This window comes from Euryhalocaulis sp., from assembly GCF_013911995.1.
GTDB lineage: Bacteria > Pseudomonadota > Alphaproteobacteria > Caulobacterales > Maricaulaceae > Euryhalocaulis > Euryhalocaulis caribicus.
Window position 1 is genome coordinate 1 of the sequence record NZ_JACESD010000033.1, and the last position, 23123, is coordinate 23123.

The 23123-nt window shown below is 64.0% G+C and carries 21 protein-coding genes and 1 pseudogene; 13 read left to right on the forward strand and 9 right to left on the reverse strand.

The features are described from left to right. Positions 1 to 211 precede the first annotated feature (211 nt). Positions 212 to 841: pseudogene (locus tag H2040_RS14310) on the forward strand (AAA family ATPase); the annotation flags it as partial. Between the two features lie 378 nt (positions 842 to 1219). Beyond that, the gene (locus tag H2040_RS09570; protein WP_287157048.1) at positions 1220 to 1627 is read left to right on the forward strand and encodes a hypothetical protein; all 408 of its coding nucleotides are present in this window, start codon (positions 1220 to 1222) and stop codon (positions 1625 to 1627) included. Here the strand turns inward: H2040_RS09570 and H2040_RS09575 are convergent. Beyond that, positions 1624 to 2919, reverse strand: coding sequence for a NupC/NupG family nucleoside CNT transporter (locus tag H2040_RS09575; RefSeq protein WP_287157050.1), 1296 nt, complete (start codon positions 2917 to 2919; stop codon positions 1624 to 1626). The two genes, H2040_RS09570 and H2040_RS09575, sit on opposite strands and share 4 nt — an antisense overlap. 201 nt (positions 2920 to 3120) lie before the next feature. Between H2040_RS09575 and H2040_RS09580 the strand changes: the two genes are divergently transcribed. The 4 genes from H2040_RS09580 to H2040_RS09595 all read left to right on the forward strand — a co-directional run bounded on the left by H2040_RS09580 (position 3121) and on the right by H2040_RS09595 (position 8036). After that, positions 3121 to 3459, forward strand: a complete 339-nt coding sequence (locus H2040_RS09580) for a YegP family protein (protein WP_287157051.1) — start codon at positions 3121 to 3123, stop codon at positions 3457 to 3459. A gap of 222 nt (positions 3460 to 3681) precedes the next feature. Further along, the gene (locus tag H2040_RS09585) at positions 3682 to 4881 is read left to right on the forward strand and encodes an acyl-CoA dehydrogenase (protein ID WP_287157053.1); all 1200 of its coding nucleotides are present in this window, start codon (positions 3682 to 3684) and stop codon (positions 4879 to 4881) included. A gap of 23 nt (positions 4882 to 4904) precedes the next feature. After that, positions 4905 to 6515, forward strand: coding sequence for an amidohydrolase family protein (locus H2040_RS09590; protein ID WP_287157055.1), 1611 nt, complete (start codon positions 4905 to 4907; stop codon positions 6513 to 6515). Positions 6516 to 6656: 141 nt separating this feature from the next. Continuing rightward, the gene (locus H2040_RS09595; protein ID WP_022697973.1) at positions 6657 to 8036 is read left to right on the forward strand and encodes a class II 3-deoxy-7-phosphoheptulonate synthase; all 1380 of its coding nucleotides are present in this window, start codon (positions 6657 to 6659) and stop codon (positions 8034 to 8036) included. Between the two features lie 91 nt (positions 8037 to 8127). On the opposite strand, the gene H2040_RS09600 is transcribed toward H2040_RS09595, so the two are convergent. The 5 genes from H2040_RS09600 to H2040_RS09620 all read right to left on the reverse strand — a co-directional run bounded on the left by H2040_RS09600 (position 8128) and on the right by H2040_RS09620 (position 11497). Further along, complete coding sequence (locus tag H2040_RS09600; protein WP_022697974.1) at positions 8128 to 8394, reverse strand: HU family DNA-binding protein; 267 nt, start codon at positions 8392 to 8394, stop codon at positions 8128 to 8130. After that, entirely contained in the window at positions 8391 to 8870 is a 480-nt protein-coding gene (locus H2040_RS09605) for a hypothetical protein (protein WP_287157058.1), read from the reverse strand. The genes H2040_RS09600 and H2040_RS09605 overlap by 4 nt, the downstream gene beginning before the upstream one ends. A 62-nt stretch (positions 8871 to 8932) precedes the next feature. Further along, positions 8933 to 9691, reverse strand: coding sequence for a hypothetical protein (locus H2040_RS09610; RefSeq protein WP_287157060.1), 759 nt, complete (start codon positions 9689 to 9691; stop codon positions 8933 to 8935). Continuing rightward, positions 9684 to 10706 carry an NADP-dependent oxidoreductase gene (locus H2040_RS09615; RefSeq protein ID WP_287157062.1) on the reverse strand — a complete coding sequence of 341 codons (1023 nt, stop codon included), beginning with the start codon at positions 10704 to 10706 and terminating at the stop codon, positions 9684 to 9686. Before H2040_RS09615 ends, H2040_RS09610 begins: the two co-directional genes overlap by 8 nt. Then, positions 10703 to 11497 (reverse strand): hypothetical protein, encoded by a 795-nt coding sequence (locus H2040_RS09620; protein ID WP_287157064.1) that lies wholly within the window; start codon positions 11495 to 11497, stop codon positions 10703 to 10705. Before H2040_RS09620 ends, H2040_RS09615 begins: the two co-directional genes overlap by 4 nt. A 208-nt stretch (positions 11498 to 11705) precedes the next feature. Here H2040_RS09620 and H2040_RS09625 point away from each other — a divergent pair, with 208 nt between their 5' ends. Both H2040_RS09625 and H2040_RS09630 read left to right on the forward strand, forming a co-directional pair. Further along, complete coding sequence (locus H2040_RS09625) at positions 11706 to 12635, forward strand: Gfo/Idh/MocA family protein (protein WP_287157066.1); 930 nt, start codon at positions 11706 to 11708, stop codon at positions 12633 to 12635. Between the two features lie 5 nt (positions 12636 to 12640). Further along, positions 12641 to 13798 carry a DegT/DnrJ/EryC1/StrS family aminotransferase gene (locus H2040_RS09630; RefSeq protein ID WP_287157068.1) on the forward strand — a complete coding sequence of 386 codons (1158 nt, stop codon included), beginning with the start codon at positions 12641 to 12643 and terminating at the stop codon, positions 13796 to 13798. Here H2040_RS09630 and H2040_RS09635 read toward each other — a convergent pair. Beyond that, positions 13795 to 15609, reverse strand: a complete 1815-nt coding sequence (locus H2040_RS09635) for an FAD-dependent oxidoreductase (RefSeq protein ID WP_287157070.1) — start codon at positions 15607 to 15609, stop codon at positions 13795 to 13797. The genes H2040_RS09630 and H2040_RS09635 overlap by 4 nt on opposite strands. Here H2040_RS09635 and H2040_RS09640 point away from each other — a divergent pair. From H2040_RS09640 to gltX, 3 genes are read left to right on the forward strand one after another with little or no spacing between them, the layout of a single operon-like run. After that, the gene (locus tag H2040_RS09640; protein WP_287157072.1) at positions 15608 to 17290 is read left to right on the forward strand and encodes an NAD+ synthase; all 1683 of its coding nucleotides are present in this window, start codon (positions 15608 to 15610) and stop codon (positions 17288 to 17290) included. The genes H2040_RS09635 and H2040_RS09640 overlap by 2 nt on opposite strands. 5 nt (positions 17291 to 17295) lie before the next feature. Continuing rightward, positions 17296 to 17808: a hypothetical protein gene (locus H2040_RS09645; RefSeq protein ID WP_287157075.1), complete on the forward strand. Its 513-nt coding sequence runs from the start codon at positions 17296 to 17298 to the stop codon at positions 17806 to 17808. Further along, positions 17805 to 19139 carry a glutamate--tRNA ligase gene (gltX, locus tag H2040_RS09650; protein WP_287157077.1) on the forward strand — a complete coding sequence of 445 codons (1335 nt, stop codon included), beginning with the start codon at positions 17805 to 17807 and terminating at the stop codon, positions 19137 to 19139. The genes H2040_RS09645 and gltX overlap by 4 nt, the downstream gene beginning before the upstream one ends. Here gltX and H2040_RS09655 read toward each other — a convergent pair. Beyond that, positions 19136 to 19720, reverse strand: a complete 585-nt coding sequence (locus tag H2040_RS09655) for an LOG family protein (RefSeq protein WP_022697983.1) — start codon at positions 19718 to 19720, stop codon at positions 19136 to 19138. The genes gltX and H2040_RS09655 overlap by 4 nt on opposite strands. Before the next feature lie 132 nt (positions 19721 to 19852). Here H2040_RS09655 and H2040_RS09660 point away from each other — a divergent pair, with 132 nt between their 5' ends. Together H2040_RS09660 and H2040_RS09665 are read left to right on the forward strand one after the other, a co-directional pair. Beyond that, entirely contained in the window at positions 19853 to 20800 is a 948-nt protein-coding gene (locus H2040_RS09660; RefSeq protein ID WP_287157079.1) for a LysM peptidoglycan-binding domain-containing protein, read from the forward strand. 42 nt (positions 20801 to 20842) lie between these two features. Further along, positions 20843 to 22687, forward strand: coding sequence for an ABCB family ABC transporter ATP-binding protein/permease (locus H2040_RS09665; RefSeq protein ID WP_287157081.1), 1845 nt, complete (start codon positions 20843 to 20845; stop codon positions 22685 to 22687). Between the two features lie 64 nt (positions 22688 to 22751). Here H2040_RS09665 and H2040_RS09670 read toward each other — a convergent pair whose 3' ends face one another. After that, a complete protein-coding gene (locus tag H2040_RS09670) occupies positions 22752 to 23090 on the reverse strand; it encodes a calcium-binding protein (RefSeq protein WP_287157083.1) in 339 nt (112 codons plus the stop codon). Between the last annotated feature and the right edge of the window lie 33 nt (positions 23091 to 23123).

Here is a 23123-nt window from a genome sequence, read left to right on the forward strand (position 1 = left end):
CCCCCGCATATTCCCCGCCTGTCTCAAGAGTTTACACGGCAAGAGCCCGGTTTTGCCAGATGAGCCGGCCCGTTTTGCCGGGACTGGCGGGTGAATCCACAGATTTTACGTATCTTTGAGTCAAATCAGCCGCCCCGGCTTCAGCGGATGGCGACGTCTGTTGTGCTCTTTTCCTTCTGACAACGCGGATTATCCGGCGTGGGAGAGGGGCATGTCGAACCAGACGGGCGTTATTGTCTTTGCGTCGCAAAAGGGCGGATCAGGCAAGACCACGCTTTCCGGCCATGTTGCGGTGGAGGCCGAGCGCGCGGGCGATGGTCCGGTCGCCCTGATCGATACCGACCCTCAAGGCTCCCTCGCCAAATGGTGGAACGCCCGTGAGTCGAAGGCTCCGGCTTTTGCGCAAGTGCCGATCCAGGACCTTGAAGAGGGCATTGCCCATCTGAAGCGTAACGGCTTCCGCCTGATCGTGATCGACACGCCCCCGGCGGTCACCGAATCCATTTCTTACGTGGTTGCGCATTCCGATTTGGTCGTGGTGCCCACGCGCCCCAGCCCGCATGATTTGCGGGCGGTGGGACCGACCGTGGATATCGTCGAATCCTTCGGGAAAGCGCTGGTCTTCGTGGTCAATTCCGCCACCGCCCGCGCGCGGATAACGGGCGAGACGGCCGTGGCGCTGTCCCAGCACGGCGTGGTTGCGCCGGTGACCCTCCATAACCGTGTGGAGTTCGCCGCCTCCATGATCGATGGCCGCACGGTCAGCGAGATACGCAGCGACTCAAAATCGGCGCAGGAGGTTTCTACCCTGTGGTCCTATTTGCGCGAGCGCGTGGCGCGGATCGTCGCCGCCGGCGCCGTTGCGGAAGCGGATCGCGCGGACTTCACCGCCTCCGTTCTCAGCCCGGCGCGCGCCAGCGACGCCTCTGACGAGGATGATTTTGACGAAATCGAATTTCCGGATGAGTTGGGCCTGCCGATCAATCCCGCAATGACCCCGCGGCAGGCTCCAACTCCTGCGCCGCTCCCCTCGGCGGCGCAGACCCATAGCCCGGCGCAGGCCGTCGCGCCGCAAGCGCCGGCCGCCCCCCGTAACGGCCATGCCAGCCGCTGGGACGGCGTGGACCGCCGCAAGATCGACCGCGGCCCGCCCCGCGGCGCGCCGGAGCGCCGCCGCGCGGGTTTTGGCCGCCGCGGCCTGAACTAGGGGAGAGGGGACATGTCATCATTTGCATCCCTGCATGGCGGTCTGCTCGTGCGCAAAGGCGAAGCCGCGCCCTCCGCCTCCAAGCCGGTTATCGTGCGCGGCAACGCTCACGATCCCTTCGCCGCGCAACGGCGCGACGTGGTCCGGGCTGAGCCCTCGCCCGCCGTTCGGCCCGCCCGGCCTGATCCGGCGCCGGGCGAGCGCGAGGTGCGCGCGACCTTGCGCCTGACGCGCGAACAATTGCGGCGCCTGCGCCTGGCCTCGGCCATGCTGGAGCAGTCGCAACAGGATCTGCTGTCGCGGGCGCTCGACGCGCGGCTGGATGAATTGTCGGAAGGTCCTCTGCGCAATTGCCGCTGTTTCCGGCGCGGCGGCGGAACAGCGGATGATGGCTGCAGCCGCGGCGGCGAAGGCTGCTAGAACCCGAACATGCCTGCGGGCAGGGCGGCGATGACGCAGCCCGTCATGACGGTCGCCAGCGTCCCCGAAACCAGTGACGGCAGGCCAAGGTCCAGAATATCCTTCCGCCGGTTCGGGGCCATGGTGGTCAGCCCGGCCAGCATGATCCCCAGCGATCCGAAATTGGCGAAACCGCACAGCGCATAGGTCAGGATCAGGCGGGTGCGCGGGGAGAGGGTCTCCGATACATCGCCCAGCCGCTCGAAAGCCAGGAACTCGTTCAGGGCGGTCTTCACGCCGAACAGGCCGCCGGCGGTCTGCGCCTCCGCCCAGGGAATGCCCATCAGCCACATCAGCGGCTGGAACGCCCAGCCAAAAATCCGCTCGACCGACAGCGGCGCCCCCGCCACGTCCGGCGCCGCGCCCAGCGCGACATTGGCCAGCGCCACCAGCGCCACGAACACGATCAGCATGGCGAGGATGTTGAGATAGAGCTTCATGCCCTCGACCACGCCCGTGGTCAGGGCGTCCATCGTGGAATCATAGACCGGCTCGCCAATATGCAGGCGCTCGGCCCGCGCCTCTTTCGCCGCGCCGCGCGGATCGTCTTCAGGCACCATTAGACGGGCCAGAAGCACGGCGGCGGGCACGGAAATGACGGAAGCCGCCAGCACATGACCCACGGCTTCCGGGATCAGCGGCCGCAGCAGGATGGCGTAGATGATCAGCACCGTGCCGGCGACTGTCGCCATGCCGGCGGTCATGATCACGAACAGTTCGGAGCGGGTCAGGCGGGAGAGATAGGGCTTGGCGAGGATGGGCGCCTCCACCATTCCCAGAAAGATATTGGCCGCGACGGCCAGGCTGGCGGCGCCGGAAAGGCCCAGAGTGCGCCGGAAAATCGCCGCGAAAAGCCCGGTGACGAAAGGCAGGACGCGCCAGCGCCAAAGCACCGCCGAAAGGGCGGAGACCAGCAGCACGAGCGGTAGCACCTGAAAGGCCAGGCTGACCGAGTTCTGCGGCTTGGTGGTGTCATAAGGCGTCGCGCCGCCCCCGACATAGCCGAATACGAAGGCCGTCCCCGCCCGCGTGGCGCCTTCCAGCGCATCGACCACGCTGTTCAGGCCCACCAGCGCGCCGCGCAGGGCGGGCGCCGCGAACAACAACAGGACCAGGCCGAATTGCAGGCCCAGCGCCCACAGGATCATGCGCATTGAAGGGCGCCGGAAGCCGCCCCAGCCCCAGGCGAATATGATGATCAGAAGAAGGCCGAGAATGGCCCGCGCATTATCGACGCCCCAGCTTTGCTCCATGCGCTCTGATCCCCCGAAAATCGCCCCGTTGCGCGAGACAATTTCCCGCCGTCACCAGACTTGTCGCATTTCTCCGCGTTCGTGAAGGCTGCGGTTACCATTATGCGAAATTTCCACGCGCCTGCGCTTGGCCCCGGCGCCGCGATGGTGTTTGCTTTCAATCTGACCCTTCCAGCGCAAATAACAGGAGACGCCAGAACCATGAGCGGCAAATTCGAAATCAAGAAGGCCAAGGACGGCCAGTTCTTTTTCAACCTGAAAGCGGGCAATGGCGAAATTGTCGGCACGTCAGAAATGTACAAGGCAAAATCCAGCGCCGAGAACGGCATAGAGTCGGTCAAGAAAAACGCCGCGAACGAGGCCCGGTTCGAGACATTCGAGGGCAAGAACGGTCAGTGGTATTTCCGCCTGAAAGCGGGCAATGGCGAACCCATCCTGGCCAGCCAGGGCTATTCCAGCGAAAGCGGCGCGAAGGATGGCTGCGGCGCCGTGGCGCGGGCGGCTGACGGCGCGGCGACGGCGGATAATTCCGGCGCCTGACCGCGATCAACGCCCTTGCGCCGGGAGGTAAAAGGGCGGCAATTTACGCAGAATCGAAAGACGCGCGTTCCTGTGAGCGCGCGTCTTTCGAGCATTTTATGCGTTCAGTTTTCCGCCTGCATGGTCTTCCCGACTATGCTGGGTTAAATCCTGTTTTCACGACAACAGACGATCCGCCGGCGGCCCCGCTGTGCGGACCGTATCGCCAGAACGAGACTGCTCATGCCCGACGCCCGCCAGCCTTCCGCCGAGACGATCAGCTTTGACTGGGCCGATCCCCTGCATCTGGACCGCCAGCTTTCCGAAGAGGAGCGCATGGTGGGCGAAACGGCGCGCTCTTACGCGCAGGACAAGCTGATGCCGCGCATCCTCACGGCCAACCGGGAGGAGCGGTTTGATCGTGAAATCATGACCGAGATGGGGGAGCTGGGCCTGCTGGGCGCGACGGTGGCCGAGGAATATGGCGGGGCGGGCCTCAACCATGTCTGTTACGGCCTGATCGCGCGGGAAGTGGAGCGCGTCGATAGCGGCTACCGCTCGGCGATGAGCGTGCAGTCCTCTCTGGTGATGTACCCGATCGAGGCGTTCGGGACCGATGCCGTGAAGGACAAATGGCTGCCGAAGCTGGCCAGCGGCGAGGCGGTGGGCTGTTTCGGCCTGACCGAGCCCGATGGCGGCTCCGACCCCGGCGCGATGCGCACAAAGGCCGAGAAGGTCGAGGGCGGCTACAAGCTGAACGGCTCGAAAATGTGGATCACCAACTCGCCCATCGCGGACGTGGCGGTGGTTTGGGCCAAGCTGGACGGCAAGATCCGCGGCTTCGTGGTGGAGCGCGGCATGGACGGGTTCAAGACCCCGGTCATTGAAGGGAAAATGTCCCTGAAAGCCTCCATCACCGGCGAGATCGCGCTGGAAGACTGCGTGGTGCCGGAGGACAATCTGTTCCCGGATGTCACCGGGCTGCGCGGGCCGTTCTCCTGCCTGAACAAGGCGCGCTACGGCATTTCATGGGGCGCGATGGGCGCGGCGGAATATTGCTGGATGGCGGCGCGGGAATACGCGCTGGACCGCGTGGTGTTCGGCAAGCCGATCGCCGGCACGCAGCTGGTCCAGAAGAAGCTGGCCGATATGCAGACCGAAATCGCGATCGGCCTTCAGGGCGCGCTGCAGCTGGGCCGCCTTCTGGATGCGGGCGGCTATGTGCCTGAAGCGATTTCCATGATGAAGCGGAATAATTGCGGCAAGGCGCTGGATATCGCCCGTCAGGCCCGCGACATTCACGGCGGCAACGGCATCGCCGACGAGTATCACGTGATCCGCCACATGGTGAATCTGGAGACCGTGAACACCTATGAAGGCACACACGACATCCACGCCCTGATCCTGGGCCGCGCCCAGACGGGGATTCAGGCTTTCGCCTGACACAAAATAAAGACGGGGGAGACATGAAACATTTCACGAAAGGGCTGTGCGCCCTGACCGCGCTGCTGGCCGTTGCCGGTAGCGCGCTGGCGCAATCGGACGCCGATGTTCCGGACCGCACGGACGGGGACGGGCCGTATGACCGGCTGGTGCTGCGCGGCGGCTATCTGATCGACGGTTCGGGGGCGCCGACACAGGGGCCGGTCGATATCGTGATCGAGAATGACCGCATCGCCGAAGTGCGCGTCGTCGGCGCGCCGAAACTGGATATCGATGCGGAGCGCCGCCCGGCCGCGGGCACGCGCGAGATCGATGTTTCCGGCAAATATATCCTGCCCGGTTTCGTGAACCTTCACTCTCACATCCACACGCTGCAGGACGGGCAGGGGACGCCGCCGGACTATATTTTCAAGCTGCACCTGGCGCACGGCATCACCACGATCCGCGAGGTCGCCAATTCCAAGCCGACCGCCTGGCTGGCCGATCTCCGCGAGCGCAGCGAGCGGGACGAGATTGCCGCGCCGCGCATCTATCCCTTCACCGCTTTCTCGCCCAGCGAGAGCAACCCGTTGAACACGCCGGAACAGGCGCGTGAATTCATCCGCGACATCAAGCGCGATGGCGGGGTGGGCGTGAAATTCTTCGGCGCGCCCGAGGAAATTCTCTGGGCCGCGCTGGACGAGGCGGGCAAGCAGGGCCTGCGCACCACCATGCATCACGCCCAGCTGGCCGTGACCCACGCCAACGTGCTGGACACGTCCGGGCACGGGCTGAACAGCATGGAGCACTGGTACGGCCTGCCCGAGGCGATGTTCGACGATCAGGTGATCCAGAACTATTCGCCGGACTATATCTATCAGGACGAGCAGAACCGTTTTGGCGAGGCCGGCAAGCTGTGGACGCAGGCCGCCGATCCCTACAGCGAACGCTGGGAAGAGGTGATGGAAACGCTGCTGGAGCGCGATTTCGGCATCATCCCCACCTTCACCATCTACAGCGCCAGCCGCGACTGGATGCGTTCGCGCAACGCCGACTGGCATGATGACTACACGCTGCCGTCGCTTTGGGATTTCTTCCGGCCGGACCGGCACGCCCACGGCTCCTACTGGTTCGACTGGGGCACGGAGGAAGAGGTCGCCTGGCGCGAGAATTTCGACCTCTGGATGACCTTCATCAACGAGTACAAGAATCGCGGCGGCAATGTCGGGGTCGGCTCGGACGCCGGCTATATCTACCAGACCTATGGCTTCGGCTATATCCAGGAGATGGAGATGCTGCGCGAGGCCGGCTTCCACCCGCTGGAGGTGCTGCGCGCCGCCACCCAGACCGGCGCGGAGATCATCGGCGCGCAGGAGGAGATCGGCACGGTGCAGGTCGGCAAGAAGGCGGACCTGGTGATCGTCGCTGAAAACCCGCTGGCGAACCTGAAGGTTCTCTATGGCACCGGCCATATCAAGCTGAACGACGAGACGGGCGAGGTGGTCCGCGTGGGCGGGGTGGAAACCACCATCAAGAACGGCGTGGTCTATGACGCCGAGGCCCTGCGCGCCGATATCCGCGCGATGGTCGCTGACGCGAAGTCCGAACGCGGCCTGCCCGAAGGCCCCATGCCGATTGTGACGCAGGGCGAGTAGCCTTCGCGGCAAGCGTTTTTCCTGCGCCGTCCGGAAACAGCCGGACGGCGCAATTTTTATGCGCGTTCCACGGATCAAAAGGACGCAGAGGCAGCGTTCCACTCTAGCCATACCGCGCTGCAGCAAATATTATCCACAGCTATGGAAAGCTGGAGCCCCCATAGCTGGCGTGAAAAGCCGGCCAAGCACATCCCGGACGATTATCCCGATCCGGACCATCTGGCGCGTGTGGAGGACGAGCTGAGCCGCCGCCCGCCGCTGGTGTTTGCGGGCGAGGCGCGGCGCCTCAAAAAGGCGCTGGGCAAGGTCGTCGATGGCCGCGCCTTCGTGCTGCAGGGCGGCGACTGCGCCGAAAGCTTCGCCGAATTCCATCCTGACGTGATCCGCGACACGTTCCGCGTGCTGATGCAGATGGCGGTGGTGCTGACCTTCGCCGGCGGCAAGCCGGTGGTGAAGGTGGGCCGCATGGCCGGACAGTTCGCCAAGCCGCGCTCCTCCGCCACCGAAACGATTGATGGGGTGACGCTGCCGTCCTATCGCGGCGACTCCGTCAATGACATGGCGTTTACGCCTGAGGGCCGCACGCCGGACCCGGAGCGCCTGATGCGCGCCTACGGGCAATCGGCTTCCACGCTGAACCTGTTGCGCGCGCTCTCCATGGGCGGCTTTGCGGACCTGCAGAACGTGCATCGCTGGACGCTGGACTTCCTCTCCGGCAGTCCGCAGCACGCGCGCTACGCCGCCATCGCCGACCGCATCAGCGAGGCGCTGGAGTTCATGGAAGCCTGCGGGGTGTCGGCGACGGATAATCCGGAGCTGACCCAGACAGAATTCTATACCTCTCACGAGGCGCTGTTCCTGCATTACGAGGAAGCCCTGACCCGGCAGGATTCCGTCAGTGAGGGGTGGTACGACACCTCCGCCCATCTGCTGTGGATCGGCGATCGCACGCGCCAGCCGGACGGCGCGCATGTGGAGTTCCTGCGCGGCGTGCAGAACCCGGTCGGCATGAAATGCGGGCCCACCCTGCATCCGGACGAACTGATGCAGCTTCTCGACCGCTTGAACCCGCTGAACGAGCCGGGGCGCATCGTGCTCTATGGCCGCTTCGGCGCCGACAAGGTGACCGAGCATCTGCCCGCCCTGATGCGCGCCACGCGCGACGAGGGACGCCATGTCGTGTGGTCCTGCGACCCGATGCACGGCAACACGTTCAAGACCGATAACGGCTTCAAGACGCGCGCCCTGGATCGCATCCTGAGCGAGGTCAAAGGCTTCCTCGACGTGGCGCGCGCCGAAGGCGTGGCGCCCGGCGGGGTGCATTTCGAGATGACCGGCCAGAACGTCACCGAATGCCTGGGCGGAGCCAAGGCGGTGACGGAAGCCGATCTGGGCAGCCGCTATCACACCCATTGCGACCCGCGCCTGAACGCCGATCAGGCGCTGGAGCTGGCCTTCCTGATCTCTGAAAATCTGGGCGAGGCCCGGCGCAGCGAGAAAGCGCCCAGAGCCGCCGAATAGGCAGGGGCTGAAAAGCGGGACAAGAAAAAAGGCGCGTCCCTGCGGACGCGCCTTTTCCCTAAAGGATAAACCTTTTGAAGCCGCTTGAGACCTAGAGGTCTTTCAGCGTCGAGCCGGCCTTGAAGGCGCCGGACGTCTTGGCCGGGATCTTGACCGTTTCGCCGGTGCGCGGGTTGCGGCCTTCGCGGGCCTTGCGGTCCTTCGCGACGAAGGTGCCGAAGCCGGCGATGGCGACTTGCTCGCGCTTTTTCAGGGCGCCCGTGACGGTGTCGACAAACGCGTCCACGGCGCGGCCGGCATCGGCCTGGGTCAGGTCGGCTTGATCAGCGACGGCTTTGACCAGTTCGGATTTGTTCATGGGTTATCCCCCCAACTTGTTTTGAGAGCGCGCCGCCAGGATGGAGGCGCTGATGCCCTTATATTGCGTCGAGACACCGGGGGGAGGGCAAGCAAAAAATCTTGTAAAAAGAGAATCGGGCCATCGACCGGAAGCGCTGTGATTTCAACGGATCGAAGTCCATCCCGCGATGCAGAACCGGTCATGAAACCTTGTGGACGCCGCGTCTCCAAGGCGGCGGTAAAATTAGAAAAAAAGACCAAGTCACTGATATCGCTGGAAAACCGGATTTTCGACTTTGGCCGCGCCTTTTCGCTAAAATTTTCAGGATTCCCTTTCATTACGCCGATTTCGGGCGTCCGGCCCGTCATTTGGCGCCGCTGAAAGGGCCGCTCCGGAACTGCAATCGGTCTCAAATAAACCCGCGCCGGGGCCGGATTTTCCGCGAAAAGGACGTGTCCCGGCGTCCTTGCCGTGCTTTTTCCCGGCAGAATCATGCCCGCCGATTCTGTGGGAATGGCGGGGGATTCGGGGCGGCGAACGCGAACCGGCCGCTGATTCAGGCCGGGGTGTTCTGCAGGATCGCGACGGCCAGGGCGGCATACATGGCCGCCGTGCTGGCCAGAATATTCAGAAGGATTGTCGCGCCGCCAATGGCCGCGGTCTTCCCGGCCATCCCCGCCCAGCCGTGATGGTAGAGGCCGGCCCCGCCGCGGGCGAAGGTGCTCATGAAAACCGCATAGGTGCTGAACGCCAGAAGGATGGCCGCCGGATTTCCGGAATTGGCCATCAGGTACGGCATGATCAGAATATTGGGAATGGTCATGGAAACAGTGATCGCCGCCAGCGTCTGCAATTGACGCGACAGCCGTATGCCCCGCGCAAACGCGCGCAGCAGAAAAATCACCGGAAGCATCGCCAGGGCACTCACCGGAACGGTCAGCAGGGAGACCCAGGATTCGAAATCATTGATCACCCCGGCATAGTCGCCGGAGGCTTCGGTGATCATGTTTCTGACGGAGCCGTCGCCCCGCTCGTCGGCGTCCACCATCACCCGGCCCATGCCCCCGCCCAGCAAGGTGGAGAGCAGCAGCGCGCCGACGCTGGTGATCCAGAGCCGGAAGGCGGAGCCATATTCCTCGCGGGAGCCGGCGGCCATGGCGCGCAGAACGCGCCGCGGCCGCCAGTAGATGTCGCGGATCATTTTGAGGTCTCGCAGGCCAAGACCCGCGAAATCCTCGATCAGCTCGGACAGTTCGCGGCCGAGCGGCGGCGCGTCGCGCGGTACGTCCGCGGCGCGCCGGTCCGGATCAGCCATCGTCCTCGCCAAGCTTGACCAGCATCTTGCCCGTCTTCTCGCCAGAGAACAGACGCAGGAAGGCGTCAGGGGCGTTGTCGATCCCCTCGACCACGGTTTCCTGCCACTGAACCTTGCCGTCCTTGATCCACCCGGCGAGGTCGCGGATGAACTCCGGATAGACATCGAAATGGTCGGAGACGATGAAGCCTTGCAGCAGCAGCTTGCGCTGGATGATGCGGAAGAGGTTGGGCGGGCCGGGTTCCGGCTTTTCGGCGTTATAGCCGGAGATCATGCCGCAGACCGGGATGCGGCCATGTTCGTTCATGTTCTCCAGCGCCGCGATCAGGTGATCGCCGCCGACATTCTCGAAATACACGTCCACGCCGTCCGGCGCCGCTTCGCGCACGGCTTTCACCAGATTGCCGGCGGTCTTGTAATTGATCGCCTTGTCGACGCCGCGGCTTTCCAGCCATTCGCATTTCTCGTCAGACCCGGCCGTGCCGACCACGCGGCAGCCCTTGATCTTGGCGATCTGGGAGACGATGGAGCCGACCGCGCCCGCGGCGGCGGAAACGAATACCGTTTCGCCTTCCTTGGGCTGGCCGATCTTCAGCAGGCCGTAATAAGCGGTCAGGCCGGTGAGGCCCGCGATATGCAGCGGCGCGTGCAGGGGCAGGCCCTGCGTATCCACCTTGTTCAGGGCCGAGCCGGGCGCGTTGAAAATTTCCCTCCAGCCCATCATCGACTGGACATGGTCGCCGGGCGCGAAATTCGGGTCGCCGGAATCCACCACGACGCCGATCGCGCCGCCTTCCAGCGCCTTTCCCATCTGGAACGCGGAAATGTAATGCTTGGGATCGTCGATCATGCGGGCGCGCATATAGGGATCGACGCTCATCCACAGATTGCGGACGCGGACCTCGCCTTCTCCGGGCGCGGCCACCTGGGTCTCGGCGACTTCGAAATTGTCGGCGGTAGGGGCGCCATGCGGCCGGCCGGCCAGGCGAATTTCCTTGGAAGCGAGCGTGCTCACGATGTCTGTCCTTCGTCGGGTGTTTCTGTATCGGCCGCCGACTGTTCGGCGATCTGGGCGATATGAAGGGCTTCAAAAAAGCCAAGACCGGTTTCCCGTTTCATCCCGAATGAAATCATCGAGTAGGCAACCGAGGTCGTAATTACGATGGAGGGTACGACCAGAATTGCAAGTACGCTGACGCGGATTACCAGCCCCGCCGCGGACGTGGCGTAGAAACGCCGGAACAGCGGGATCAGGTATCCGAGGAACACCGGGATAGCCGCGACCGACGCCCACAGCGCGGCCATGCTGGCGTCTGCAATGGGCAGGACGCCAATCAGCAGGAAGGGGAACATCCAGAGGAAGCCCGCATTGGTGGCGAGAAGATAGAGCTTTACGTGCGCGCTCAGCTTCATCGCGGGACGAAACAACTTCATCGCCACCACATAGACCACCGACCCGGTCAGGGCGGCGGGCCAGACGGAATAGTTGTACCAGTCGCGCACCACGTCATTGGCGGCCGAAAGACTGGAGCCCTCAGCCTGCAGCCGGTCGGAAACGGCCTGGAGCCCGCTCTCGGAGAGGATCACCGCCTGCAGCGACACCAGATCGAAAATTTTGAATATGGAAAGCAGAAGCAACTGGAAGCCGAACAGCGCGATAAACAGCTTGATCTGGGGCGTGTAGACGTCGTTGCCGCCTTCCAGTTCGGCCTCGGCGACACGGACAGGGTGGAGCAGCATGTCCTTGATCGTTTTACCGATCTTGAAGTCGATGCCGAACACGGCCTCGAAAATTTCGTCTATCATTGCCCCGATGCCCCGATTCCGCGCCTGAATCTTCCGCCCTCCAGCGAGTATAGGAAGGCGGGTGCAAGACGGCGAAATAAAAATTTAGCGGTCATTGGCCCGTCCATCTGCCAGAGAGGCGTCGCAATAGAACTGATTCACTCTGTGACGGCGCTGTCACACTGTGGATAGCCTTGTGAAACATTTGTGAACAAGCCGAAAGAAGCCTGTGGATAAACTGTTACAATGCGGCGTTATCGGCGCCGGGGTCTTCGGGACCTTTCACACGCGCAAATATCTGGGCCATGACCGGGCCGCGCTGGTTGGCGTCTATGACGCGGACATCGACCGCGCCAGCACGGCTGTCAGCGAAGCGGACGGCGCGCGCGCCTTCGACGACCTCTCCGCGCTGCTTGAAATCTGTGACGCCGTCACGATCGCCAGTCCGGCCACGCTCCACGGCGAACAGGCGCTTGCGGCGCTGAAAGCTGGCTGTCACGTACTGGTCGAAAAGCCGCTGGCGATTTCAGCTGAAGCGGCGGACCGGTGCGTACGCGAGGCCGAGGCCCGCCAGCTGGTGCTTCAGGTCGGCCATCAGGAACGCTTCGTTTTCGACGCCATGGGTGTGTTCGACGTGCAGGAAATTCCGGAGCGCGTCTATGCCCGCCGCTTCGGCCCGTTCTCCGACCGCGGCGCGGACGTTTCCGTGACGATGGATCTGATGATCCATGATCTGGATCTGGCGCTGCGCCTGGCCGATTGCCCGGCCGTCAGCATCGCCGGCCAGACGCGCGCCGAACGCACGGACAATGCCGATTACAGCCACGCGGAAATCGTGTTCGAGAACGGCATGGTGGCGGAGCTGGAGGCCAGCCGTCTGGCCGAAGATCGCGACCGCGTCATGCGCATCGAATATCCCTCCGGCGTCTTGAATGTCGATTTCGTCGCCAAGACGTTCGACAACGGCACCCCGTTCGATCTCGACGCCGATTTCGCCAGCGACCCGAAAGCGGCGGATTCCCTTGGCGCGAATGTCAGCGCCTTCATCGACTCTATTCTGGATGGCGCGCCCGTCGCCGTTCCGGGCCGTCAGGCGCTGGACGCCGTGCGGCTCGCCGAAATTATCGACGCGGACAAGACCGCGCTCAGCGAGGACTAGACCCCATGGACCGACAAACCGGCGATTCCGGCACGCTGCCGCCCATCAATTTCTTCGACCTGCAGGCGCAACAGGCGCGCCTGCGCACGCGTATCGAACAGCGCTTTTCCAACATTCTGGACCACGGCCAGTACATCAACGGCCCGGAAGTGGCTGAGCTGGAAGCCGCGCTGGCCAAGCATACCGGCGCCAAGGACGCAGTGGCTGTCGGCTCCGGCACGCAGGCGCTGGTCATGCCGCTGATCGCGATGGGGCTGGGCCATGGCGACGCGGTCTTCCTGCCGGCCTTCACCTATAACGCTACGGCCAACGCCGTGCTGCTGGCCTCAGCCACGCCGGTCTTTGTCGATGTCGATCCCGATACGTTCAACATGGACCCGGAAAATTTCGCCAAGCGGATCGAGGACATCAAGAAGCGCCGGAACCTGCGGCCGCGCGCGGTGATCCCGGTCGATTTGTTCGGTACGCCCGCCGACTATCCCGCGATCATGGAAATCGCCGAGGCCAATAATATCCAGGTTCTGGCCGACGCCGCGCAGAGCTTTGGCGGCAAGCAGGGTAATAGATGGGTCGGCTCGATCGCGCCGGTGACGGCGACCAGCTTCTATCCCTCCAAGGCGCTGGGCGGATATGGCGATGGCGGAGCCGTGCTCTGCGACGATCCGGAGATGGCGGACATGCTGCGCTCCATCCGCTGGCACGGCACCGGCTCCGACCGGAAGGATTCCGTCCGGGTCGGCATCAATGGCCGGCTGGATTCCATCCAGTGCGCCATTGTCGCCGAAAAGCTCACCATCTTTGACGACGAGCTGACGCGCCGGAAGGAAATCGCCGCGATTTATGAAAGCCGCCTGAAGGGTCTCTGCCGCCTGCAGGCGCGCCCCGACAACACCGAAAGCGGCTATGGCCTGTTCACGGTGGCGGTGGAAAAGGACCGTGACGGCGTGCGCGCGCGGATGCAGGAGCAGGGCGTGCCAACGGCGATCTATTACATGAACCCGCTGCACAAGATGCCGGCCTTCAGCGAATTTCCGTCCTCGGACGGCCTGCCGGTGTGCGAGGCGCTGGCCGATCAGGTGATTTCCCTGCCGATGCACGCCTATCTGTCGGACGCGCAGGCGCACTTTGTCTGCGACGCCTTTGAAAAGGCGCTGAAAGGCTAGGCGGCAGGTCCGGCGTGCAGCGCCTTGTGCACGTCGCTGACCACGACGGACCCTTCGCCCACCGCGCTGGCGACGCGCTTGACCGACCCGGTGCGCACGTCGCCGACCGCATAGACGCGCGGCCAGCTGGTCTCATAGCGTGAAGGCATCCGGTCCAGCGACCAGCCGGCGCGCACCAGTTCCAGATTGGCAAGATCGGATCCGGTCTTCAGGAAGCCCTTGCCATCCCGCGCCACCGCGTCCGGCAGCCAGGCGGTAAACGGGGCCGCGCCGATAAACAGGAAGACGAAGGGCGTCTCCAGGGCGGCTCCGGGCCGCCCGCCGGTCCGTGTTTCGATGCCGACCAGACGGTCGTCCTCCATGTCCGCCCCGTCCACGCCGTTCAGCGCGCCAATTTCGGTTTCCGGGTGCAGCACGATGTTCGGCGTCTCCTCCAGCCGCCGCACCAGATATTCCGACATGGTCTCGCGAATATCCGCGCGGCGATACAGGACGTGAACCTTGCTGGCGTGGTTAGAGAGATAGACCGCGCCCTGACCGGCGGAATTACCCGCGCCGACAATGGCGACCTCCGCGCCGGCGCAGAGCTGCGCCTCCATCGGCGTGGCGCCATAATAAATTCCGCGCCCCTCGAACCGCTCCAGATTATCAACCCCCAGGCGGCGATATTGCGCCCCCGTGGCAATGATCACCGCGCGCGCTTTCAGCGCCCGCCCGTCCGCCAGTCTCAGACAGTAATTATCGTCAAGTTTTTCCAGCGCCGCGGCCTTGGCGGTGGACGCGATGCGCGCACCGAATTTCTGCGCCTGAAGCGAGGCCCGCTCGGCCAGCTCGCGCCCGGAAACGCCGGTCGGGAAGCCCAGATAATTCTCGATCTTGGAGGACGTGCCCGCCTGACCGCCCGGGCCGTCGGTATCCAGCGTAAGCACGGACAGGCCCTCCGACGCGGCATAGACCGAGGCGGCCAGTCCGCCGGGCCCCGCGCCCACCACAATCACGTCCGCGCAGGCGCCGTCCGGAAGCAGGTCCAGCCCGAAGAATTCGCTAAGCGCGGCGATATCGGGTTTGCGCAGGATGCCCGACGATCCATGCAGGACGGCAGGACAATCGGCGCGGGTCAGGCCGCGCGCCTCCATCACGCTGGCGGCCAGCGGGTCGGAATCGCTATCCAGCCAGACATGGGCGAGGCTGTGCCGCTGCAACAAATCGCGTATCGCGAAGACGTCGCGGTCATAGCGCGCGCCGATGACCACGATGGCGGCATTGCCCGATTCCCGCGCCCATTCACGCCGCGCGGCGAAGGCGCGCACAAAAATATCGGACAGGACGGAGTTTTCGACCAGCAGGCGCTGGAAGTTCTCGCGCGGGATGTGCAGGACGTCTCCCGCCTTGGCCATGGTTCCCGTCGCGATCACCGTCTGACCGGTCAGCACGGACATATCGCCGGGAAACTGGCCCGGCGTCATCCAGCCCACGCGGCGCGCGGCGCCATGCTCATGGATATGCACGTCCAGCTGTCCGGACAGCACCACCATGCAATCAATGGCGCGCTCGCCCTCCTTGATCACGGCTTCGCCTTCGGCATGCGCGCGCACTTCCCCATAGGCGCGCAGCATGGCGATCTCGCCGTCCGAAAACGTGTAGTTGATATCGGCGGGCGGCGTGGCCATGGACGGCGTCTCCTGAATGGGCGGGCCGCTCGGTCGCGCGGCGCGATCTGCATAGTTAGGAGTTACGCTGTCCTCGGCAAGCGCCATGCGGTCATGCGCGCCCTTGTGGGACGGGGGCGGGACGGCTAACTCACCCATCATGAGCGACAGCCTGAAAATCGCCTCCGCCCAGACCAATTCGGTCGTGGGCGATATCGCCGGAAACGCCGCCCGCATCCGCGCCGCCCGCAAGCGCGCGGCGGAGGCCGGCGCAGACATCGTGGTGTTCCCGGAGATGACGCTGCTGGGCTATCCGCCGGAAGATCTCGTCCAGAAGCCCAGCGCGGTGGCGGAGTGCGAGGCCTACGCGAAACTGCTGGTCAGCGAGACCGGCGATGGCGGACCCGCGACCCTGTTCGGAACGCCCTGGCGGCGCGGCGACAAGCTGCATAACGCCGCGATCCTGGCCGATGCCGGGGATATCGCCGGCATGCATTTCAAGGTGCGCCTGCCCAATTACGGCATCTTCGACGAGGAACGCGTCTTCGATGAAGGCCCGTCGCCCGAACCGTTTGAATTTCGCGGCCATCTTGTCGGCGCGCCGATCTGCGAAGACCTCTGGGTCGAAGGCGTGGCGCGCACGCTGAAAGAGCGCGGCGCGACGCTGCTCTTTTCCCCCAATGGCTCGCCCTGGCGCCGCACCATCACGCTGGAGCGCAAGGAGGCGATCTGCGACCGGCTTGAGGCCGCGGGCCTGCCCATCATCTATGTGAACCAGATTGGCGGTCAGGATGAGCTGGTCTTCGACGGCGGCTCTTTCTCCCTGAACGGGGAGGGGGAATTCGTCCAGATCCTCAATAATTTCGAGGAAGATTTCGACCTCGCCACATGGACGCGAAAGGGCGAGGCCTGGACCTGCGAGTCCGCGCGCGTCGCCACGCCATCGGAAGGCGAGGAGGCGGAATGGCGCGCCATGATGCTGGGCCTCTCCGACTATATCGACAAGAACGGCTTTCCCGGCGTGCTGATCGGCCTCTCGGGCGGCATAGACTCGGCCATCTCCGCCGCAGTGGCGGTGGACGCGCTGGGGCCGGACCGCGTGCATTGCGTGATGATGCCGTCGAAATTCACCTCCCAGGCCAGCCTGGATGACGCCGCCGAGGCGGCGCAGGCGATGGGGTGCCGGCTCGACACGATCCCGATCAATCCGGCGGTCGAAACGGTCGATCACATGCTGGACCCGTTCTTTGCCGACCATTCGCGCGATACGACCGAGGAAAACATCCAGTCCCGCCTGCGCGGCCTGCTCCTCATGGCGCTGTCCAACAAGTTCGGGAAGATGGTCCTGACCACAGGGAACAAGTCGGAGGTCGCGGTCGGTTACGCCACGCTGTATGGCGATATGTGCGGCGGCTTCAACGTGTTGAAGGACCTCTACAAGACCGAGGTTTTCAAGCTGGCCCGCTGGCGCAATACGGCCCTGCCTCGCGGCGCCAAGGGCAATGAAGGGGAGGTCATCCCCGAAGCCATTATCGACAAACCCCCGACGGCCGAACTGCGCCCCGACCAGAAGGACGAGGATTCCCTGCCGCCCTACGAGGTGCTGGACGATATCCTCTACAGCCTTGTGGAGCGGGAAGAGGACGTGGACGACATTGTCGCCCGGGGCTATGACGCGGAGACGGTCCGCAAGGTCGAGCATCTTCTCTATATCGCCGAGTACAAGCGCCGACAGGCCGCGCCGGGCATCAAGATCGGAACCAAGATTTTCGGCCGCGACCGCCGCTACCCCATCACCAACAAGTATCGGGACAAGCCCGATCCAGAAATTCCGGAAGTTTGAAGTTTATGAATTGGGTTTCTGTCCTTGCTGCATCTGCTCCGGTTTTGGCTGCGCTCCTTTCCGGCTTATTCGTTCTATACAGAAATGAACTTGATAAGCGCAAAAAACTTGAAGATAACTTAAATAACAGAAAATCAGAATTATATTCTGATTATGTTCCGAACGTTACTAGGCTTTTTGGTTTTGAGAGCGCAAAAGAAAGAAAGGCACGAGCAACATCTGATGCCAAGATATTGTCTATAGTTCAAAATATGCAAAACTTTAGTAGGCAGTCTTTAATGTTTGCATCTAAGGATGTGATCGATGAGCACGCCAAATATATGAACTTTATTCATAAAATTGAAAAAAGGCAGAGTGAGGCAAAAGACTCTCTAGAGTTTGTTCGTTCAAATTTGGATCATTTAGCGAGTATCGCATCTGCGATGAGGAAAGAATTGGGGCATCGAGATAGGGCAATAAGCTCTCACGATATAGCAATGATGTTTATCACCGATTACGATGGAAGTGCATTCAAATGAGCGTCGTTGTCCGTTTCGCGCCCAGCCCCACCGGCAAGATCCATGTCGGCAATGTCCGCACGGCCCTGCAGAACTATCTGTTCGCCAAGGGGCAGGGCGGTCATTTCCTGCTGCGCATCGACGACACCGATACGGAGCGTTCGACTAAAGAATATGAGGCGGGGATCGAGAGGGACCTCGCCTGGCTGGGCATGCAGTGGGATTCCAAGGAAAACCAGTCGGACCGCTTCGCGCGCTATGACGCCGCCGCCGAAGCGTTGAAGGCCGCTGGCCTGCTTTACCCGGCCTATGAGACGGGCGAGGAGCTGGACCGCCAGCGCAAGCTGCGCCGGGCGCAGGGCCTGCCGCCTGTCTATGACCGCTCCGCCCTGAAGCTCACCGGCGCCGACCGCGAGAAGCTGGAGGCCGAGGGCCGCAAGCCGCACTGGCGCTTCAAGCTGAGCCAGGAAACTGTGGAGTGGGAAGACCAGGTGCGCGGCCATCAGACCATCGACACGGCCTCGCTCTCAGACCCCGTCCTGATCCGCGCCGACGGCACTTATCTCTATACGCTCCCCAGCGTCGTGGACGATATCGAGCTGAAGGTAACGCACGTCATCCGGGGCGAGGATCACGTGACCAATTCCGCCGCGCAGGCGGAGATTTTCCGCGCGCTAGGCGCAGAAGTCCCGAACTACGCCCACACCCCGCTTCTGGTCGGGGCCGACGGCTCCAAGCTCTCCAAGCGTCTCGGCACGCTGGCGGTCTCCGAACTGCGGGATGAGGGGATCGAGGCGATGGCGATCAATTCCCTGCTCGCCAAGCTGGGCACCTCCGACCCGGTAGAGCCGCGCATGACGATGGACGCGCTCATCAAGGAATTCTCGTTCGAGAAGATCGGCCGCGCCCCGGCGCGCTTCGACCCGGCCGAGCTGCGCCACATCAATGCCCGCATCCTGCACGAAACGCCCTATGCGGAGGTGAAAGACCGGCTGGAGGCGCTCGGCGTCACCGGCGGCGAGCCGCTGTGGAACGCGGTGCGCGCCAATGTCGAGACGCTGAACGACATGAAAACCTGGCAGTACATCATCGACGGCCCCGTGACGCCGGAGATCGAGGATGCCGGCTTCGCGGAAGAGGCCGCCAAACTGCTGCCCGGGACGCTCGACGATTCAAGTTGGGGCGACTGGACAAATGCGGTGAAAGAGGCGACGGGCCGCAAGGGCCGCGACCTCTTCATGCCGCTGCGTAAGGCGCTCCTGGGGCAGGCGCAGGGGCCGGAGATGGGCCCTGTGCTGGCGCTGATCGGGCGGGAGAAGGCGGCGGCGCGCTTGAAGGGCAAGAAAGTCTAGACCGGGATCTTCCCCGCCAGCAGGCCAAAATCGCGGGCGCTCTGTATCACCATGTCGAGCGCCTCTTTCGCGTTGCCGGCATGCAGGATGATCTCGCGGAATTCCGGCGGGGTGAAATTCTCCTCCACCTGATGATCCAGCAGCGTCAGCAGCGGCGCCCAGTAGTCATTTTCCGACAGGAAGGCGACCGGCTTGCGGTGAAGACCCAGCCGGATCCAGCTCAGCGTCTCGATCACTTCCTCCAGCGTGCCGATGCCGCCGGGCAGCACGATGAAGGCGTCCGACTCGTCGAACATCATCTGCTTGCGCTCGTGCATGGTCTCCACGACCCGGTGTTCGATGGCCGTATAGACGCCTTCGCGCTCGGTCAGGAAGCGCGGGATGACCCCCAGAACCTCGCCCCCGGCCTCGTGCGCGGCGTGGGCGGACGCGCCCATCAGGCCCACCTGGCCGCCGCCATAGACCATGCGGATGCCGCGGCCAGCGATTTCCGCGCCCAGCTCCCGCGAAAGCCGGAAATAGGCCTCGTCCACCGTGTTCGAAGAGCCACAATAGACGCAAACCGACCTCAATTCGGCCATCTCATTTTCCTTTGATCATTGCCACGGGCGGTTGGAGCGCCAAGATTCATCCTTGAGTGCAAACCATAGCCGCGCCGCCTTGCGCTTTCGAGCGCAGCGGCTGAATGAAAACCCGCACTCGGGAGGTCCGCCATGCGCGTTGTCATATCCGCCATCATCATCCTCGCCGCCATCGCCGCGGCGGTGTTCTTTCTCTATCCCCGTGGCGGGGACGCCCCCGCGCCGCAATTGAGCGAGGCCCCGGCGGAGCAGCAGGCGGAGCCGGGCGACTATCCCCCACCGACGTTCGACATAGTGCGCGTCGACGCCAATGGCGTGACAGTGGCCGCGGGCCGGGCGGAGCCGGGCTCGGTTATTTCCCTGCTGCGCGACGGCGAGACAATTGCCGAGGCGCGCGCCGACCAGAACGGCGAGTGGGTGCTGACCCTGACCGAACCGCTGCAGCCGGGCTCTGCGGAGCTTTCACTGGTCGCCACGACCCCCGAGGGAGTCGCCGTGCAGTCTGAACAGACGGTCGTGATATCCGTGCCGGAAGCCGGCGGCGCGCCGCTGATCGTGCTGGGCGAGCCGGGCGAGGCCAGCCGCGTGCTGCAAGGCCCGCTTTCCCAGGCCGGGGCCGGGGAGTTGCACCTCCAGACCGTGGACTACGGCGCTGGCGGGCAGGTGATCTTCGCCGGACAGGCCGAGCCGGGCACGACGGTCCGCGTGCTGGCCAATGAGGCGGAGCTGGGCACGGCCGAAGTGAACGAAAACGGCCAGTGGAGCCTGTCGGCGGACGTTTCCCTGCCGCCGGGCGTCTATGATCTGCAGATCGAGCAGCTGGACGCCGACGGCAATGTCACCGCGATTATCGTCCTGCCGTTCGAACGGGCCTCGCAGGAGGACATCAACCGCTCGGGCGACCGCGTGGTGGTCCAGCCCGGAAACAGCCTGTGGCGCATTGCCCGGGACGTTTATGGCGAGGGCCTGCGCTACACGGTGATCTATGACGCCAACGCCCAGCAGATCCGCGATCCGGATCTGATCTACCCGGGACAGGTGTTCGACGTTCCGGAAGGGGACGAAGATTCCGGCGAATAACGGGGTGGCGCCGCAGGCCATGCGCCCCATTTAAGGGAACGCATGGCTCACGGACACGCCCCCTCCAGCGATACCGACATCCCCTCCGCCGAAGGCGGCGTGGGTCTGGCCATGCGCCGGCTCACGGAGATCCTGCTGTCTGACGAGATGCGCCGCTGGCGTCCGCTGATGGCGCTGGCGCTGGCTCTGACCGTGGTGGCCAAGCTGTTCACCGTGGCTTCGCCGGTCTTCTTCGGAAATGCGATCAACAGCATATCGGACGGCGCGGCGGCCGCCGCCTTTGGCGGGTTTGCGCTGGCCATCGGCGCCTATGCGGTCTCCCGCTGGGCCGGGGTCGGCCTGCCGCAGGCGCGCGACATGTTCTTCGCCCGCGTCAGCCAGGACGCCCAGCGCATCATGGCGGTGCGCACGTTCGGCCATGTCCACAGCCTGTCCTTGCGCTTCCACCAGACCAAGCGCACCGGGGCGCTCAACCGCATCATTGATCGCGGCGCCCGGGCCATCGATTTCCTGATCCGCTTTCTGGTTTTCAATATCGCGCCGACCCTGGTGGAGCTGGCGCTGGCCGCGGGCGTTCTGGCGATCCGCTATCACTGGGGTTTTGCCGTCGTCGCCGTGGCGACCGTTGGCGCCTATGCCGCCGTCACCTTTTCGATGACGGAATGGCGGGTGCGCCTGCGCCGCGTGATGAACGATGCGGATAACGAGGCCAGCGGACAGGCCGTCGATTCCTTCGTCAATTTCGAGACTGTGAAAGCCTTCGCGGCCGAACGGCGGGAAGCAGAACGCTTCGACGGCACCATGCGCGTGTACGCGGACGCGGCGGCGAAGACCCAGGCCTCGCTCGGCGTTCTGAACGGCGCGCAGGCCATCGTCATGAATCTGGGTCTCGCGGCGATGGCGCTGCTGGCTGGCTGGTTCGCCATTCAGGGTCGGCTGCAGCCCGGTGACGTGGCCGCGGTGGTTATGATCCTGATGAACATCTACGCGCCCCTGAACGTCCTCGGCTGGGCCTATCGTGAGATCAAACAATCCGCCGTGGACATGGAGCGCATGTTCGGCGTGCTGAATTTACAGCCCGATGTCGCCGATCGTGAAGACGCCCGGCCCCTGACCGTTCCGCAAGGCCGCGTCGCGTTTGAGGGCGTGACATTCACCCATGACGGCCGAAGCTCCGGCGTGCAGGGCGTGGATATGGAGGCCTCGCCCGGCGCCTTTATCGGTCTTGCGGGCGCTTCCGGCTCTGGCAAATCCACGCTGCTGCGCTTGCTGTTCCGCTTTTACGACCCGTCCAGCGGCCGCATCGTCATCGACGGTCAGGATATACGCGACGTCACGCAGGAATCCCTGCGCTCCCGGCTCGGCCTGGTGCCGCAGGAAGTGGTGCTGTTCAACGATACGCTGCGCGCGAATGTCGCCTACGCCAATCCGGAAGCCGATGACGCCGCAATCGTGCGGGCGCTGGAGCGCGCCCAGCTGGGCGAATTCCTGCGCCGCCTTCCCGACGGGCTGGGAACGCGCGTTGGCGAACGCGGCCTGAAACTGTCCGGCGGCGAGAAGCAGCGGGTGGGCGTGGCGCGGGTTATCCTCCGCGACCCCGCCATCCTGGTGCTGGACGAGGCGACGGCGTCTCTGGACTCTGAAACGGAAAAGGACGTGCAGGCGGCCCTTTCCGAGGCCTCGCGCGGACGCACGACAATCGCGGTGGCGCATCGCCTGTCCACGATTGCCGGCGCGGACCGGATTTATGTCCTGGATGAGGGGGCGCTGGTCGAAAGCGGAACCCACGCCGAACTGATCGGGCGGGGCGGCCGCTACGCCGCCATGTGGCGGCGACAGGCCGACGCCGGCTCGATGGTCGATTCTCAAAGCGATACGGCGCTCTGATCCAAAATGAAAAAGGGCCTCTCGAAAGAGAGGCCCTTCAACAAGTTCCGTAAGATGCGGGGGCTTACAGAACGATATTGCCGGCGTTCGGAATTTCACCCGCCAAGCCAAAGATGGTCAGGTCCGTGATTGTATCGCCATTGGTGTCCGCGAGGATGGTCCAGGTCGACGCGCCGGAGATGATTACATCATTGTCGCCAGCGTCGAATATGGAACTATCCTCGGCCCACAGCAGGTCGCCCGCGGCGACGCCATAGATATTGTCCGCGCCGGACTGACCATAGATCCGGTCCGCGCTGCCATTGCCAAAAATCTCGTCCGGGCCGGAGCCGCCATAAATGACGGCAGGGTTCGCTGTGTCTTGGATCCGGTCATTGCCGGTCGTGCCAGGAATGAGCGCCACAGGAAGATCCCTTGGATTCAGACTGAATTTTGG

Bases quoted from the DNA above. Each gene is read 5' to 3' on its own strand.
- gltX (WP_287157077.1), top strand. From the start codon at position 17,805: ATGAGCGTCGTTGTCCGTTTCGCGCCCAGCCCCACCGGCAAGATCCAT.
- H2040_RS09630 (WP_287157068.1), top strand. From the start codon at position 12,641: ATGGACCGACAAACCGGCGATTCCGGCACGCTGCCGCCCATCAATTTC.
- H2040_RS09575 (WP_287157050.1), bottom strand. From the start codon at position 2,919: ATGGAGCAAAGCTGGGGCGTCGATAATGCGCGGGCCATTCTCGGCCTT.
- H2040_RS09610 (WP_287157060.1), bottom strand. From the start codon at position 9,691: ATGGCTGATCCGGACCGGCGCGCCGCGGACGTACCGCGCGACGCGCCG.
- H2040_RS09665 (WP_287157081.1), top strand. From the start codon at position 20,843: ATGGCTCACGGACACGCCCCCTCCAGCGATACCGACATCCCCTCCGCC.
- H2040_RS09590 (WP_287157055.1), top strand. From the start codon at position 4,905: ATGAAACATTTCACGAAAGGGCTGTGCGCCCTGACCGCGCTGCTGGCC.
- H2040_RS09620 (WP_287157064.1), bottom strand. From the start codon at position 11,497: ATGATAGACGAAATTTTCGAGGCCGTGTTCGGCATCGACTTCAAGATC.
- H2040_RS09570 (WP_287157048.1), top strand. From the start codon at position 1,220: ATGTCATCATTTGCATCCCTGCATGGCGGTCTGCTCGTGCGCAAAGGC.
- H2040_RS09660 (WP_287157079.1), top strand. From the start codon at position 19,853: ATGCGCGTTGTCATATCCGCCATCATCATCCTCGCCGCCATCGCCGCG.
- H2040_RS09585 (WP_287157053.1), top strand. From the start codon at position 3,682: ATGCCCGACGCCCGCCAGCCTTCCGCCGAGACGATCAGCTTTGACTGG.
- H2040_RS09655 (WP_022697983.1), bottom strand. From the start codon at position 19,720: ATGGCCGAATTGAGGTCGGTTTGCGTCTATTGTGGCTCTTCGAACACG.
- H2040_RS09600 (WP_022697974.1), bottom strand. From the start codon at position 8,394: ATGAACAAATCCGAACTGGTCAAAGCCGTCGCTGATCAAGCCGACCTG.
- H2040_RS09645 (WP_287157075.1), top strand. From the start codon at position 17,296: ATGAATTGGGTTTCTGTCCTTGCTGCATCTGCTCCGGTTTTGGCTGCG.
- H2040_RS09605 (WP_287157058.1), bottom strand. From the start codon at position 8,870: ATGATTCTGCCGGGAAAAAGCACGGCAAGGACGCCGGGACACGTCCTT.
- H2040_RS09635 (WP_287157070.1), bottom strand. From the start codon at position 15,609: ATGATGGGTGAGTTAGCCGTCCCGCCCCCGTCCCACAAGGGCGCGCAT.
- H2040_RS09595 (WP_022697973.1), top strand. From the start codon at position 6,657: ATGGAAAGCTGGAGCCCCCATAGCTGGCGTGAAAAGCCGGCCAAGCAC.
- H2040_RS09580 (WP_287157051.1), top strand. From the start codon at position 3,121: ATGAGCGGCAAATTCGAAATCAAGAAGGCCAAGGACGGCCAGTTCTTT.
- H2040_RS09640 (WP_287157072.1), top strand. From the start codon at position 15,608: ATGAGCGACAGCCTGAAAATCGCCTCCGCCCAGACCAATTCGGTCGTG.